The sequence below is a fragment of the Mycoplasmatota bacterium genome, assembly GCA_018394295.1.
Lineage (GTDB): Bacteria > Bacillota_I > Bacilli_A > Haloplasmatales > Haloplasmataceae > JAENYC01.
The window spans coordinates 2,703,777-2,719,345 of the sequence record CP074573.1 but is presented as its reverse complement, the minus strand read 5'-3'; the positions used below and the strand labels follow the sequence as shown (position 1 = coordinate 2,719,345).

General features: G+C 29.7%; 12 protein-coding genes. 10 read left to right on the top strand and 2 right to left on the bottom strand.

Features of this window, described 5'->3' with window-relative positions; all coding sequences use genetic code 11:
• Nucleotides 1-47 precede the first annotated feature (47 nt).
• Nucleotides 48-701: a DUF421 domain-containing protein gene (locus KHQ81_12705; protein ID QVK17692.1), complete on the bottom strand. Its 654-nt coding sequence runs from the start codon at nucleotides 699-701 to the stop codon at nucleotides 48-50.
• A gap of 351 nt (nucleotides 702-1,052) precedes the next feature.
• Between KHQ81_12705 and KHQ81_12700 the strand changes: the two genes are divergently transcribed.
• The 7 genes from KHQ81_12700 to KHQ81_12670 all read left to right on the top strand — a co-directional run bounded on the left by KHQ81_12700 (nucleotide 1,053) and on the right by KHQ81_12670 (nucleotide 11,028).
• Nucleotides 1,053-2,102, top strand: a complete 1,050-nt coding sequence (locus tag KHQ81_12700) for a Fe(3+) ABC transporter substrate-binding protein (GenBank protein QVK17691.1) — start codon at nucleotides 1,053-1,055, stop codon at nucleotides 2,100-2,102.
• Between the two features lie 18 nt (nucleotides 2,103-2,120).
• Nucleotides 2,121-3,761, top strand: a complete 1,641-nt coding sequence (locus tag KHQ81_12695) for an iron ABC transporter permease (protein ID QVK17690.1) — start codon at nucleotides 2,121-2,123, stop codon at nucleotides 3,759-3,761.
• Nucleotides 3,751-4,419, top strand: coding sequence for an ABC transporter ATP-binding protein (locus tag KHQ81_12690; GenBank protein QVK17689.1), 669 nt, complete (start codon nucleotides 3,751-3,753; stop codon nucleotides 4,417-4,419). The genes KHQ81_12695 and KHQ81_12690 overlap by 11 nt, the downstream gene beginning before the upstream one ends.
• Nucleotides 4,420-4,871: 452 nt before the next feature.
• The gene (locus KHQ81_12685) at nucleotides 4,872-5,753 is read left to right on the top strand and encodes a DUF89 family protein (protein QVK17688.1); all 882 of its coding nucleotides are present in this window, start codon (nucleotides 4,872-4,874) and stop codon (nucleotides 5,751-5,753) included.
• Nucleotides 5,754-5,868: 115 nt separating this feature from the next.
• Nucleotides 5,869-7,242, top strand: coding sequence for a 23S rRNA (uracil(1939)-C(5))-methyltransferase RlmD (gene rlmD / locus KHQ81_12680; GenBank protein ID QVK17687.1), 1,374 nt, complete (start codon nucleotides 5,869-5,871; stop codon nucleotides 7,240-7,242).
• Nucleotides 7,243-7,979: 737 nt separating this feature from the next.
• Nucleotides 7,980-9,941, top strand: a complete 1,962-nt coding sequence (locus KHQ81_12675; GenBank protein ID QVK17686.1) for an MBL fold metallo-hydrolase — start codon at nucleotides 7,980-7,982, stop codon at nucleotides 9,939-9,941.
• Between the two features lie 721 nt (nucleotides 9,942-10,662).
• Complete coding sequence (locus tag KHQ81_12670) at nucleotides 10,663-11,028, top strand: hypothetical protein (GenBank protein QVK17685.1); 366 nt, start codon at nucleotides 10,663-10,665, stop codon at nucleotides 11,026-11,028.
• Here KHQ81_12670 and KHQ81_12665 read toward each other — a convergent pair.
• Nucleotides 10,955-12,097 (bottom strand): DDE-type integrase/transposase/recombinase, encoded by a 1,143-nt coding sequence (locus KHQ81_12665; protein ID QVK17684.1) that lies wholly within the window; start codon nucleotides 12,095-12,097, stop codon nucleotides 10,955-10,957. The two genes, KHQ81_12670 and KHQ81_12665, sit on opposite strands and share 74 nt — an antisense overlap.
• A gap of 210 nt (nucleotides 12,098-12,307) precedes the next feature.
• Here KHQ81_12665 and KHQ81_12660 point away from each other — a divergent pair, with 210 nt between their 5' ends.
• The 3 genes from KHQ81_12660 (at nucleotide 12,308) to KHQ81_12650 (ending at nucleotide 15,566) form a co-directional block, all read left to right on the top strand.
• Nucleotides 12,308-13,276, top strand: coding sequence for a hypothetical protein (locus tag KHQ81_12660; protein QVK17683.1), 969 nt, complete (start codon nucleotides 12,308-12,310; stop codon nucleotides 13,274-13,276).
• A gap of 205 nt (nucleotides 13,277-13,481) precedes the next feature.
• Nucleotides 13,482-14,498 (top strand): GNAT family N-acetyltransferase, encoded by a 1,017-nt coding sequence (locus KHQ81_12655; protein QVK17682.1) that lies wholly within the window; start codon nucleotides 13,482-13,484, stop codon nucleotides 14,496-14,498.
• A gap of 492 nt (nucleotides 14,499-14,990) precedes the next feature.
• On the top strand, nucleotides 14,991-15,566 hold the full coding sequence (locus tag KHQ81_12650) for a TetR/AcrR family transcriptional regulator (GenBank protein QVK17681.1): 576 nt from the start codon (nucleotides 14,991-14,993) through the stop codon (nucleotides 15,564-15,566).
• Nucleotides 15,567-15,569: the final 3 nt, after the last annotated feature.

Below are 15,569 nucleotides of genomic sequence, written 5' to 3'. Positions count from 1 at the left end.
TGTGAATTCAGATTGTGAAAGAATTGATAATAATATCAGTTTCTTTTTTATTCATCAGATTTTTTTTGGATATAGATATCATCATCGACATTCCATTCAGCATATAAAACTTGTTTTAAATTGCTTATCTGAAACTTTTCTAGTTTTTCTAATAACCAATTTTCATCATGATTTGTATAGTTTAAATTTTCTTTGACTATTTTTCCATCTAACACAACAGGAAGTGTTAATTTTGCTAAATCATCTGTATTTTGGATGATGGAAATTTTACCACTGGATTCTAGAATAACATAATCAACATCTTGGATTGAAAAAACACCTTTTTCTCTAAATAGTGATAATACCTCAGCGAAATCTAGTCCTTCTTTTTTAATTTTATTAAAATCAAACTTACCTTTTTTGACTATAAAAGTTGGTGTGCCCTGAATTATATCTCTGGATTTAATAGACTTTTGAGAGATTTTTTCGATTATATATAATAATATTGTCCATAAAAAAAGAGAATAAAAAATATGGAGTATATTCGTATCTTTATCGTAAACTGCATTACCTAATATTTCTCCTAAAACTATTGCTGAAATAAAGTCAAAAGGAGTAATTTGTGATATTTGCCTTTTACCGATTATTTTAACACTGATTAGTAATGCGATAAATCCACCGATTAATTCAATTGTTATTTGTGTGTATATTGAATTTAACATATTATCTTCCTCATTTTTGATTAGTAAACATATTATTATTATTAGTGAATTATTTACTCATATTCATGAATGTGTATTGTGTCTGAAATAATAGTGTTTCAATAATGGTAATTTATTACATTTATAAGGAAGGATTTATTAGAACCTAATGAGACTATTGAATAAAAAATGTTTGTAAGTTTATGTTTATAAAGCATTTATTTTTTTATTGAATTAAATAAAACCTAATGTAAAAACTAAAAATGGATAACCATACAAAATTAGATTATTTATTTTTGTTGACAAATCCAAAATAAATCTGTATATTAGTATCGTAATTGATAATCATTATCATTTAGAGGAGGAAAACAGATGAATAAAATTACATTTAAGAAATTATCATTTGTACTATATATATTTTTGCCTGTATTATTAATGACAGGGTGTCAGTTAGAACAAAAAACAACAGAAGAAGTTGTTAATATTTATACTGATAGACATTATGACACCGATCAAGCATTATATGATGAATTTACTAAAGATACAGGGATAAAGGTAAATGTTCAAAAAGCATCTGCTGATGAACTAATTAACCGATTACAATTAGAAGATAAAGACACAGAAGCTGATTTATTAGTGGTAGCTGATGCGGGACGATTATATCGAGCGAAAGATAAAGGACTTTTACAAGCTATTTCAAGTGAGACTTTAGAAATTAATATTCCAGATAACTTACAAGATTCAGAAAATTATTGGTATGGATTAACTGTTCGAGCAAGAGTAATGGTTTATGCAAAAGATAGAATTAATCCAGAAGATTTATCAACTTATGAAGATTTATCAAGTGATAAATGGAAAGGTAAAATATTAGTTCGTTCATCATCAAATATATATAATCAGTCGTTATTAGCATCATTAATTGCGATAAATGGTGAAGAAGAAGCTAAAAATTGGGCCCAGGGTATTGTCAATAATATGGCTAGAACACCAGAAGGAAATGACCGTGATCAAGCAAAAGCTGTGGTTGCAGGAATTGGTGACATTGCGATAATGAATACTTATTATATAGGTAAATTATTAAATTCAGCTGACCCAGAAGAGGTTAAAGTTGGAGAACAAGTAGGCGTTTATTTCCCTAATCAAGGAACTACAGGGACTCATATTAATGTCAGTGGTGCTGGTGTTACTGAACATGCAAAAAATAAAGACAATGCGATTAAATTACTAGAGTACTTATCAGGTAAAAAAGCACAAGCACAATATGCACAAGCTAATTATGAGTATCCAGCGAATCCAAGTGTTGAAGCATCTGAATTATTAAAATCATGGGGAGATTTTAAGGCTCAAGATATTAATTTATCACAATTAGGTGAAAACAATCAGAGAGCTGTTGAAATCTTTAATGAAGTTGATTGGAAGTAAATAAAAGAGTTGATAATTATGTCGGTAAAAAGAAATTTTAATGGTTGGTTTTTAATTAGTTTATTATTTGTACTACTAATCATTCTTCCAACAACCACTATTTTATTCAAAGTGTTTGAACAACCAAATGATGTTTGGTTTCATATAAAGACGTATTTACTACCTGAATATACCCAAAACACACTTTACTTAATTAGTATAACAGCTTTATTAACCTCAATTATAGGGGTGAGTTTAGCATGGGTGATTTCAGTTTATGATTTTCCTTTACGGAAAATGTTAGAATGGAGTCTTATTTTACCGTTATCAATTCCACCATATATAGCAGCCTATACGTATGGCGGCTTATTTAGTTATACAGGAAGTATTCAAGTTTTTTTTAGAACCAATAATATCAGTGTGAATCCTAAATATTTTGATATTATGACAATGGAAGGAACTATCTTTATTTTCACTATGTTTATGTTTCCTTATATATATATTATATCGAAATCTTTTTTAGAAAAACAATCAGCAGCTCTTATTGAATCCTCTAGGATTTTAGGAAGAAGTCCTTTTGAGACATTTATCTATATTGGGTTACCAATATTAAAAACTTCTATCATAGGGGGTGTTATTTTAGTTATATTAGAAGTGTTAAATGATTATGGGGTTGTTAAGTATTTTGGGATTAAGACATTTAGTACAGCGATTTTTACCGCTTGGTTTTCATTTGGTGATGTAACTTCAGCGGTAAGGTTATCTGTATTGTTGATGATGATTGTTGGAATTGTGTTGGTTTTAGAAAGGTTTTCAAGGGGTAGAACCAACTATAGTTATGCTAATACAAAAATTAGACCTATAAAAAGAACTAGATTAACGGGAATCAAAGCGTTACTTGCTACTAGTTATGGATTAATAGTATTAGCAGTAGGTTTTATTATTCCAACACTTCAATTATTTAGTTGGGGATTACTCACAATCCGTAAAATTAATTTTACTAGTTACTTATTTTTATCGTTAAATACATTCATTAATGCTTTGATTGCAACGATTATTATTGTCTTATTTGCATTAATTATTGGGAATTATAGTCGTTTATTTAAAACACGACTATCAAAAATCATTACAAGAATTACAACATTAGGTTATTCAATTCCAGGAGCAGTTATTGCAATTGCAGTAATTACGTCATTTATAACTGTAGATAATAATTTTTATCCATTATATAAATTTTTTAATCCAGATACAAAAAAACTTGTTTTAACCTCTTCATTAATAATGCTTTTATTTGCCTATGTCATTCGTTATATGGCAATTGGTTATAATTCTATTGAATCAGGATTTGATAAGATTGGCAATACATTTCATGAGGCGTCAAGGACATTAGGAATGAACCGAATTAAAACGTTTCTAAAAGTCGATATCCCTATGTTAAAGCCTTCTATTATTAGCTCAATCATATTAGTATTTATTGATGTATTAAAGGAATTACCATTAACACTTATTTTAAGACCATTTAACTATAATACATTAGCAACAAAATCTTATGAATACGCTAATGATGAAATGATTCATGAAGCTGCAATTCCTGCTTTGATGATTATTATGATAAGTGTATTATCTATCTATATTCTGAATAAAATTGTGGGAAAGGTCGGGAAAAGAGTTGATTATTAATATTAAGAAACTAAATTTCACATATGAATCAACAAATACTCATGTGATAAAGGATTTCGATTTAGAAATTAAAGAAGGAAAAATTGTTGCGATATTAGGACAAAGTGGAAGTGGTAAAAGTACTTTATTACGGCTTATTTCAGGTTTAGAAATACCAAGTAGTGGTGAAATAAAAATTCATGATCAGATTGTATTTGATAATGAAAAATTTATTGAACCAGAAAAAAGAGGAATAGGTTTTGTGTTTCAAGATTATGCATTATTTCCTCATATGACAGTAGAAAAAAACATTATGTATGGATTAAAAGGAAAGAATAAGAAAGATAAAATAGAAAGAGTGAATGAACTTCTAAAACTCGTCAATCTACCAGAAATTAAAAAACGTTATCCTTATGAACTAAGTGGTGGACAACAGCAAAGGATTGCTCTAGCTAGAGCATTAGCACCCAATCCAGCACTGTTACTACTAGACGAGCCGTTTAGTAATTTAGATACAAACTTAAAACAGAAGATAAGAAATGAATTAAGATTAATATTAAAAGAAGCAAATATTACATCTATATTTGTTACGCATGATAGAGTAGATGCAAATGTGTTGGCAGATCAAATTGTATTTCTAAATCAAGGAAATATTGAGAAAAAAATAACTTTAAGATAAAAGCTTCTTTAAAAATTAAATAATAAGAGATAATATTATACGCTTGTAAATTATATAAATAAAACAAAACCATTTGATCCTCTAGTGATTTTATGGTTTTTTTGCATGTTGTTTAGATAATGTTAGAGAAAACATAAAAAAAATCTCATACCAAAATCAAATTTATATTTAGACAAACTGATAATATTCTATCATAATTAGAGTAAGAGTAAGACCTTTATTGTGTTTACTAATTTATTTGTGTTAAAATTAAGTAAGTGCAGGTTTGTCTAGACCACTAAACTAACAAGATATGTAGCCATCTCGCATTTAAGTACTTATTAATTAATTAATAAGTATTTAAATAAGTAGTTAAAGCAAATTAACATAAGATTGACTAGTTATTAAGATTTAATTATGAAAGAAGTCTACTACAGCAAAGAAATATTTTTATAAAGAAAGAGGAGATGCAATTGCGTTTAAGTATTGAATGTATACCATGTATGGTAAAAAAGGTCGTTGAACTGGCTAATTATTATTTTAAAGATGAAGAGAAAAAATTTGAATTTATAAAAAGGTCTTTAAGAATTATCAGTGAAGAAGATGGAAAATCAAGTTCTCCGACGATTAATGAAAAATTATTTGATATACTTGAAGAAGAGTATGGAATAGATACTAATATATATGTAGAAGAGAAAAAATATTTTAATGATTTAATTCTTAAATTGGAAGCAAGTATTTATGGAAAATTAGATGATTGTGAAGATGGTTTATTAGAAAGCATAAAATATGCGATGGCAGGTAATATTATTGATTTTGGTGCTTTAGAAGATGTTAATGAATGTATGGTAATGGAAAGTATTGAAAAATCTTTAAAACATCAAATAGATAATGAAGTATATATGAAGTTTAAAAATGAGTTGAATAAGGCTACTCATTTATGTTATCTATTGGATAATGCAGGAGAAGTAGTATTAGATAAGGTATTAATAAGGGAAATTAAGAAACAATATCCTAATATTACTATAAGTATTATTACAAGAGGTAGACCTGTGTATAATGATGTAACAAAAGAAGATGCTTATTATGTAGGGCTTGATAAATATGGAATGATTGTTGATAATGGGACGGGTATTCCTGGTACAGATATTAATTGTGTTAGTCAGGAATGTAATTCTATTATAGAAAATTCAGATTTAATTATTTCAAAGGGTCAGGGTAATTTTGAAACTTTGTTTGGTTGTGGTAAAAATATATATTATCTATTTTTATGTAAATGTGATATGTTAGTTGATAAATTGAATAAGAAAAAATTTGAATGTGTATTTATGCATGAGAGTGCTTATAGAAACTAACAAGTTTGATTTATTAGATAAACTGGTGTATACCAGTTTATTTGTTTTTTTACTACTAAAAAACATTAGATTAAGGTAAAATAAGGGTATGATGAAAAAGAAGGTGTATTAATAAATGACTAGTAGGCCAGTAGAAAAGAATAGACTATATGATGTTGAAATAACAGGAATGACACATCAAGGATTAGGTGTCGCAAAAGTTAATAATTTTCCGATATTTATCAAAAATTCATTACCCGGGGAATCGATATCTGTCAAAATCATTGCGATAAAAAAGAATTTTGCGATTGGTAAAGTATTGCAAATGTATAAAAAAAGTGAGGACAGAGTAGAGCCAAATTGCCCAATATATAATCAGTGTGGTGGATGTAGTATTCAACATCTTTCTTATAATGGGCAATTAACTATAAAAAAAGATATGGTTCAAGAGACTTTAAAGCGAATTGGGAAAATTGATATTAATGTCCATGATTGTATAGGAATGGATGATAGTTGGAAGTATCGTAATAAGACACAAGTACCATTTGGTTTAAGTAATGGTAATGTTGTAGCGGGATTTTATAAAGAAAACACCCATGAGATTATCGATATGACAAGTTGTGATATTCAAGATAAAGTAACGGATGAAATCATTAATTATATGAAGGTTATTTCTAAAAGGTATAATATTACTCCTTATAATGAAGAATCACATAGCGGGATTCTACGCCATGTGATTGTAAGAAAAGGATATATAACAGATGAATATATGGTTACCTTAGTAACAAAGGAAGAGAATCTAAAAAATAAAGAAGAGGTTATTAATGACTTAATCACAAAATTTCCTCTAATTAAATCAATTATTCAAAATATTAATAAAAGTAAGACAAATACCATTATGGGAGAAAAAACTGTTGTTCTTTATGGAAAACCTTATATTTATGATTATATAGGGGATGTGAAGTTTGCGATATCATCACGTTCATTTTATCAAGTAAATCCAGTTCAAACTAAAAAGTTATATGATAAAGTCTTAGAATATGCTAATCTAACAGGAAATGAATATATAATAGATGCTTATTGTGGAATTGGAACAATTGGACTATATTTATCGAAACAAGCGAAAGCGATATACGGGGTAGAAATCATACCAGATGCGATTGAAAATGCGAAATTAAATGCGAAGTTAAATAATTTCACTAATGCCCATTATGAAGCAGGTAAGGCAGAAGAAATCATAAAAAACTGGCAAGAGGATAACATTAAACCAGATGTGATTGTTGTAGACCCACCAAGAAAAGGGTGCGATAAGAAACTACTAGAGACTATAATTGAAATGGAAATACCAAGAATAGTTTATGTATCATGTGACCCAGCAACCTTAGCAAGAGATTTAAAGATATTAAATGAAAATAATTATAAGATTATTGAGGTACAACCAGTTGATATGTTCCCACATACGATGCATGTGGAATGTGTAATAGGAATACAACGCAAAGATACCTTGTAAACGTTGAATTCGCGCACTTTACCAGCTTTTTAACTTTAGCTCAAAAGGTGATGATTTTAAGAATAAAGAGCAAATTAATGGTGTTAAAGTAAGAGTTGGTATTTGATAGGGTATAAGGGGATATGTTATTTCAAATTTAATATAAAGTAGAGAAAGACTATGAAGAGAGCTATTATAGCTTAAAAATTCATGGTCTTTTTGTGTATTGTAAATTGTATATTAGTAAATTAATGTTTATTTTATATATTGATGATAAAATATAAATATATTGGAATATTTACTGATATTTAAAAGGTATAGTTAGAAGTTTGTAGAATACTATAATGAATTGTTATTTTGAAGAAATCAATTAATAGGTAAAATTATCAGTTTTAGATAATTGTTCAGTTATGTCTATTAATAGGAAGTTAAAATGCCGTGATTAAAGTAGTTAAGAATTGAGGAAATTTTTAAATTTTGATGATGATAGAGTAAATATATCATAAATAAGAGATGAGTTTATTAAGTTTGGGTGACATAATGGTAGCAAGGTGCGGTTCGCCTCCACCATTGAAAACCACGACTTGATGTCGTGGTTTTTTTATTGTTTTTTTGAATAAATACAAGTAGCAAGTATCATTAAGTAGATATAAGATAAATATTTATCCATGTAGATTTACTACTTTATGTTGTTATACATCACACTTAACGGATAGTCTGAATAAATTAAAGTGTAGTGTAATATTGGAGGTGTTACTTTGAATTGTAAAGAGAAAAAAAATAATACCGAAGAACTAAATGGTAGAAGAAAAAATGCTACCCTTAAAACAAAGTTAATAAATGAAGAAATATATAAGAATATTCACTGGGGTAGATTGGAAATTGAAGAAAAATTAGCGAAAAAGAATGTGGTTGTTGATGTACCACTCCCTGTAATATATATAGAAGGAGCTTTAATGCCTGTATGGGATTTAGAAAGGTATAATTTTTTATTAAAGGATAAAATCCCCTATACTGTTAATCCGAAACTTTGGGAACAAGGGAAGTTGAATCTAATTTCTGGTATATTTAAGGTTACAGAAAAAATATATCAGGTTAGAGGTTTTGATCTAGCAAATATGAGTTTTGTTAGAGGAAATACAGGCTGGATTATAATAGATTGTTTAACTTCACAAGAAACAGCAGAAGCTGCAATAAAGTTAGTTAATGAATATTTTGGAGACATACCAATTAGTGCTGTAATATGTTCTCATTCCCACGTAGATCATTATGGAGGAATATTAGGAGTATTAAATAGTAGTGCAGAAAAAAATATTAAGGTATATGCGCCAAAAGGCTTTACTGATGCAGTCATAGAAGAAAATGTAAATGCAGGAGTTGCAATGACTCGCAGAGGCTTGTATATGTATGGTGAAGTATTACCACGTGATAAAAAAGGTCAAATAGACTGTGGTATTGGTAAGTATGTTTCTTCAGGAACAGTAACCTTTACAGATAATGTTTATGAAATATCTCAGATTGCAAATGAGAAGTATGTAGAAAAAGAAATTGATGGATTAATTATGCAGTTTCTATTAACAGAAGATACTGAGGCTCCTGCAGAAATGGATATATATATTCCAAGTGAAAAATCTTTGTGTATAGCAGAAAACTGTACTGCAACACTTCATAATATATATACTTTAAGAGGGGCAGAAGTTAGAGATCCAGTTGCATGGGCTAAGGATATACAAAAAGCTATAGACTTATGGGGGAATGATTTAACATCAATATTTGAAGTTCACAACTGGCCAAGATTTGGCAATGAATACTGCATAGATTACATGGAGAAACAAAGGGATTTATATCAATATATAAACGATCAAACTTTAAGATTGATAAATAAAGGATATACAATAGATGAAGTTGGCAGAATGGTTAAACTTCCTGAAAGTTTAAGCGATGAGTGGTATGATAGTTCATTCTATGGAACTGTAAGTCATAACTCAAAAGCTGTTTATCAAAAATATATTGGATGGTACAATGGAAACCCTGTAGATTTAAACAAATTACTCCCAGAGGAATCGGCAAAAAAATATATAGAATACATGGGTGGAGAGAATTCTGTTTTAGAAAAGGCTAAGAAATCCTTTGAAAAGGGTGAATATCAATGGGTAGCAGAGGTTACTAAACAAGTTATATACGCTAATCCCAATAATAAAGATGCAAAACTGCTTTGTGCAGATGCTTTAGAGCAATTAGGATATATAGCAGAATCAGGTCCATGGAGAAATGAATATTTAATGGGAGCACAAGAATTACGCCAAGGAATTATCTTAATTAACCGTTCTCTTATAACTGAGGAGGTTTTAAATACGCTACCACTTGAGAATGTATTGTATTTGTTTAGTATAAGAATAGATGGATTGAAAGCTGGAGATTTTGATTATAAAATTAATTTTGTTATTCCTGATAAAAAAGAAGTAGCCTCGACTGAAATTAGACGAGGAATATTTAGATATTTAAACAATAAACTTGCTGATGATGCAGCTGTAACAGTTACAATGTCAAAAGATACATTGTATGAGCTAGCAACAACTAATAACAGACCAGATAGTTCAGCAATAATAGTAGAAGGAGATATTTGCAAGTGGCAGTTGTTTCTATGGGTGCAAGACAAAATAGATTTGGATTTCAATATAATGACACCTGTATCAAAGAAAAAAAATTATGAAAAATAATAAAAAACAGCAATTGAGCTAAATAGAGAACCATATCATAAAAAAAATATGGTGGATTTCGCTTAGTTCGATTCGCCTCCACCAATAAAAACCACGACAATTTGTCGTGGTTTTTTACGTCATATTCATAAACTCTTCATAGAACTTTTCTTTTGAGTATATACCATTCCTAGGAGTAACTTCTTTATATTTTTCAATTATTAACTTAGCTCGTTTGGTATTAGAATTAGAGCAAGGACAAAGATTGGCATCATTATCGAAATATTGGACACAACACTCACAGAAGAATGTTAACAAAATGTGAACAAAACTTGTTTTGCTAACATATAAGCGAAGTAATGGTATAATATTGAATATTTTGAAGTTGCAGTATATAATATTATTAGAGGAGAAAGTGCTGGTTTGACGATAATAAAAAATACACATGGAACTTAAGTATAAACTTATTTAATGGTGGAAGGAAGATAAATAGATGCAGGAAAAATGTACATATAGGGAATTACAGTATAAGAGGCCTGATATAGAGATGGTGTCTAAGAGATTAGAAGGGATTTCGGATAAAGTAAAAAATGCCAAGTCTTATCTGGAAGTTAAGGCTTTATATGAAACTTATGAGGAAATTGTAAGTAAGGTACGCACACAGGCAGTATTAGTATAATTAAGGTTTTTATGTGATATAACTGATGAGTTTTATCAAAAAGAGTATGTGGAGTTTACTGCTGTGGCAGATTCTATCATATTACCAGCAAATTTATGCAGTGGATTTTTAAATTCGAAATTTATAAGTCAGTTGACAGAAGAATATGGGATTATAATTAAAAGACAGTTTCAAGATAGTTTGAGAACTAATAAAGGACAGGAGCTTCTGATGCAAGATCAAATGCTACAAAATGAATATCAGATGCTTGTACAAACCTTACAATATTCACTTGAGGGAAGAGAAATATCTTCAAATGAATTATGTACCATGAAGAAAAGTGCAGATTGTATGGCTAGAGAAAAAGCACAGAGGGCTATATATGAAGCATATTTGGACAAGAAGGAGGAGTTTGAGAGAATAAGTATGACCATGCAGCGTTGTAAATAGGATTACCATCCACAACTACTTTCAAATTCTTAGGTAGTTCAGTGTATTTTTTGAATGTTTGATATAGTGAAACAACTGCAGAAAAAGTATCACGTTTACTAAAAACTTGATAAGAAGTAATAATCTTTTTAATTTTATCTGAGAAGAAGATATAATGCTTCTTCCCCTTAACCCTAACATATGTTTCATCCCCACAAAGGTCAGATGATAAATCATATGGGTAATTTTCAAGTAAGGGACGAATCATTGTAGAAACACTCTTTGCATAATTCATCACGGTTTGATGGGAAATCTTAACTTGGTGAATATCATACATGATAGCTGCAGTTTTCCTACTCGACAAACCGTAGTTAACGTAATACGTTAAGATTAAGCCTAGAGTATGCTTAGAATGTCTGATATTGGCTAAATCAACCTTCATATTTAAATTTGATATAGAGTCACGTTCTAGGGAATCAAAGTAAATATCGAAAGCACGATAAATATAATGAAGTTTAAATTTACCTGGTTTCTTTTTGAATTGTTTTAATTGATCTGGTGTTAATTTCTTTAATTTATCTAAATAGAAGGAACAATTCTTATGTCTACATTTATAAATAATATAACTATTACGGTCTTTAATTCTTTCAAGGTTCTTTGAACAATGAGGACATTTTAAAATAATCTTTTCAAGAAAATCATTATTCAAGGTAAATGTATGACTACATACCTTACAAAGTAACTGTTTTGATTTAATATTATTTTCATATATGTAATCATGAGGAGCACCACAAATAGGGCAATTTCCTTTGAAATCAAGTTTTGATGGATTTCTTCTAGAAACAGGTTTTAATTGCTTATTGTACTTTAAAAAATACACATTAAACAATTCTTGATAATCTAGCTTTTCAACCTTCTGAATAATAGGTTCACCATCAACAGTGAACTTCCTAAAAGGTTCATAATAAGTGCCAGATGACTTAGAACTATGTGTAGAAATAATGTGCGAATCTAGAAAAAGAATAAATTTATAAAGTAGTTTGTTTAAATACTTTAAAAATACTGAAAGAACTGATATAATTTTAACCATGATAGATACCCCCTGTATGGTTGGTTGTGGTGACTTAATTATATCAGGGGTATCTATCTTTTTGTATTTATATGATAAAAAAATATAACGAGCTCCTCCAAAATACAGGGGGGGATTCTCATTATAGAATAAAAACAAAATATATATAAGGTTTTGTATTGGTTTTAAGAAAAACTTTTACACTACCAAAAATCTAATGGGGGAGAAGATATGAAAGATTCTAAATTAATTATTGTCACAGGGATAAGTGGAGCTGGTAAATCTACTACTTCACAGAAGTTAGCATATCAATATGAACAAAATGGGATTAAACATCGATGGTTACATGAAGAAATTAAAGCTCATCCTATACGAGACAAAGAGTTTAGTATTGCAAGTATAGATTCTGAAGAAGATATGGATAAAAATGTTTCATATATGTACAGTTTATGGGGAAAATTAGCTGACGACATAGAGAAATCTGATGATGTATTTATAATGGAAGGATGTCTATATCAGAATATAATACGTTATTTCTTTAACTGTAATTATTCAATAGAAAAAATAACTAAGTTTTATGATACAGTTATGGAAATAATCTCAAAACTTAATCCAACTATAGTATTTTTATATCGTTCAGAATTAAGAGATTCCTTTAGAACGGCATTTGAAGTTCGTGGAGAAAGATGGAAAAATATTATTCTCAATGCAGAAGGAGAAGGCTATTTTAATGAGCATGAATATAAAGGCGATGATAGTGTTTATAATATGTGGGAAAATTACCAAGAAATTGCCGATACTATGTTCAGGCGTTACCAAGGTAATAAAATTAAGATAAACACCTCAAATGAATTATGGGAAAAATATATGAAGGATTTAATGGAATATTTGGGGTTAGAGTATAATTATGAAAAGGTGATAGTACCTGAATTTCTGCAACAATATTGTGGAAGATATTCTGTTACAATTGATGATAGGCAGCATGAGCTAAAAATTAAATTAGATGAATCCAAAGAGAATATATACTGTGAGGTTTTTTTCTTTAAAAATATAAAACTAATACCATTAGGTAATCATGAATTTCTATTGATGTCATTTCCTATTAAGCTATCTTTTAAAACTCATAATGGAAAGAAAGCAGTTCAAGTAACGGGCATATATGATTGGAGCATAATGGGTAAATTGATGTTAGAGATATAAAACTTTGTTATTTCAAGAAAAAATGATTAAGATATAAGCGGTTAATAAAAGAGGGAGGAAAAGCATGATGGAATATTGCTTAAACTTACTACATTTAGTGCTGATGAATATCTTACACCATAACAACTAGCAAAATTATTTTGAATATTTAATAATATTTTCTATGATAGAACATGTAATATAAATTTATCGAGGAGGTACAGGAATGAACAAATGTGAATTCAGAACAATTACTATTGAGGATATACCTGCAATGTCTGAGTTGTTAATATGCAGGCAAAACCTTGAAAGTAAGGGGTTTCCATCCCTGAAGAACAGTTGTCTTAATGCAAAATATATCACTAATTTACTTGAAAATTTGATTGTTAATAGCAAAGTGATTGGAATAGGAGCTTTTGCTAATGATGAACTAGTAGGTTATATAATTGGTGATATAAAAATTGACAATTTAAGGGGTAGAGGTAGACATGTATGGGTGCCCTATGAGGGAATAGCAATCAGAATGGATCAATCCTCTGAGCTTATAAGGGAGCTTTATGCAAAGGTTTCTGTTGTATGGCTTGAACAAGGCTGCTTCAGCCATCATACATTTATACCTCTTGGAAATCAGGTGTACTATGAAGCCTTCCTACGATTAAGCTTTTCTATTGATCATGTATATGGGATAATGAATATGGAGGATTACAAGCCTTTTGAAAATTTATCTGATGCAGAGATTAGATTTGCTAACAAAAATGATAGTGAAAGAATGGGTAATATGTCCAGCATAATCTTCTCATCTCTAAATTCAGCACCTACTTTTTTACCTGTAATACCTGAACTTGTAATGAAAATAAACGTTGGGTATAAAAGTTCAGTAGAGGATAATGATTCAACGATTCTTATTGCGGAAAAGGATAAGAAGGAATTAGGATTTCATATATATGATCCTATTACTCCAGATTTGATGGCACCTGATGATGGAGTAGAGCTAAATATTGCGGGCACTTACTATTCCCAAAGTGGAAGAGGTGTTGGTAAAAAGTTAATGAATGAAGGCTACAGGATTATGAAGGAAAAGGGATATAATAGCATAATAGCAGATTGGAAAATAAGCAACCTTTCTGCTTCAACCTTTTGGCCTAAGTGTGGATTTAAGCCAATAGCTTACAGAATGGTTAGATCTATTGACAATAATATAGCATGGGCAAACTTTAGCAACCCGAGTATTAAGCTGTTGTAACAATTTCTGTTAACTAACTATGTGTTAAATCATAAAGGACTAAAATTTGATAAAGAATTATTTTGATAGTAAAAGTGAATCATATTTTTCGGATTCAGAATAGGAATCTAAGTAGATAGTAATAAAAATTAAATTGATAAAAACCTCATTTATTTATGATACGGTGAACCGTACCATAAGTAAGGCGGTTTTGATATAACGTAAAATACAAGGGATATTATGAATTTTACTTCATAATATCTTTTTTGATTTGAGGTATGGTAAGACTTCGTCTAACAATTATTATTAATAGACGTCTGCTGGTTACATATAAATAATAACTAATCGGAAGTTTGGAAGCATTTCTTTATAGTTTTAGATAATATTTATGCTTACCACTTCTGATATTCCTTTAAAAATATCAAGTTAAATTCCAAATTACACTTGACTAACATCTCCTTACACCATATTATATAACTTAAGTAATATAACACGGTGTAAGGAGATGTTAATATGCCACCAAAAACAAAATTTGATAAAAACACTATTTTGGATGCCGCTTTGGAGGTCGCTAAAGAAAAGGGCTTTTCTGGAATCACTGCTCGAAGTGTAGCGAATAGGCTTAACTGTTCGGTCGCTCCAATCTATGTTAATTTTGCTACTGTTGATGACTTAGTAGAGGCTGTAGTACAGCAGGTATTTGCTATATCGGAGGAATTGTTTGCAAAGCAAAAAGGGCAAAGTATGTTTGAAAAGATTGGGAAAGCCAGCTTGGCTTTTGCTAAGGAGTACCCGGTGTTGTTTCGGGAATTGTCAATACAGCCTAATCCATATATGACTTCTTATGAAACAATAGAGAATGCCATGTTTGAGGCAATGGCTGAGGATGAAGCTATGCGAGGCTGGACTCTTAAGGAACGTAAACGATTGTTTCTGAAATTGCGGGTCTTTCAGATGGGACTCTCAGTCATGGTGGCCAACGGCCATATGCCTTCGTGGCTCGATAATCAAGAGTTCGACCAGTTGCTTATGGAAGTGGGAGATGACGTAATGCTAGCACAACAAATGAAACGAAAGGAGAATTTGTAATGA

Coding starts and splice junctions, on each gene's coding strand:
- KHQ81_12660 (QVK17683.1), top strand. CDS start 12,308: ATGAAAGATTCTAAATTAATTATTGTCACAGGGATAAGTGGAGCTGGT.
- KHQ81_12655 (QVK17682.1), top strand. CDS start 13,482: ATGAACAAATGTGAATTCAGAACAATTACTATTGAGGATATACCTGCA.
- KHQ81_12700 (QVK17691.1), top strand. CDS start 1,053: ATGAATAAAATTACATTTAAGAAATTATCATTTGTACTATATATATTT.
- KHQ81_12665 (QVK17684.1), bottom strand. CDS start 12,097: ATGGTTAAAATTATATCAGTTCTTTCAGTATTTTTAAAGTATTTAAAC.
- rlmD (QVK17687.1), top strand. CDS start 5,869: ATGACTAGTAGGCCAGTAGAAAAGAATAGACTATATGATGTTGAAATA.
- KHQ81_12695 (QVK17690.1), top strand. CDS start 2,121: ATGTCGGTAAAAAGAAATTTTAATGGTTGGTTTTTAATTAGTTTATTA.
- KHQ81_12650 (QVK17681.1), top strand. CDS start 14,991: ATGCCACCAAAAACAAAATTTGATAAAAACACTATTTTGGATGCCGCT.
- KHQ81_12705 (QVK17692.1), bottom strand. CDS start 701: ATGTTAAATTCAATATACACACAAATAACAATTGAATTAATCGGTGGA.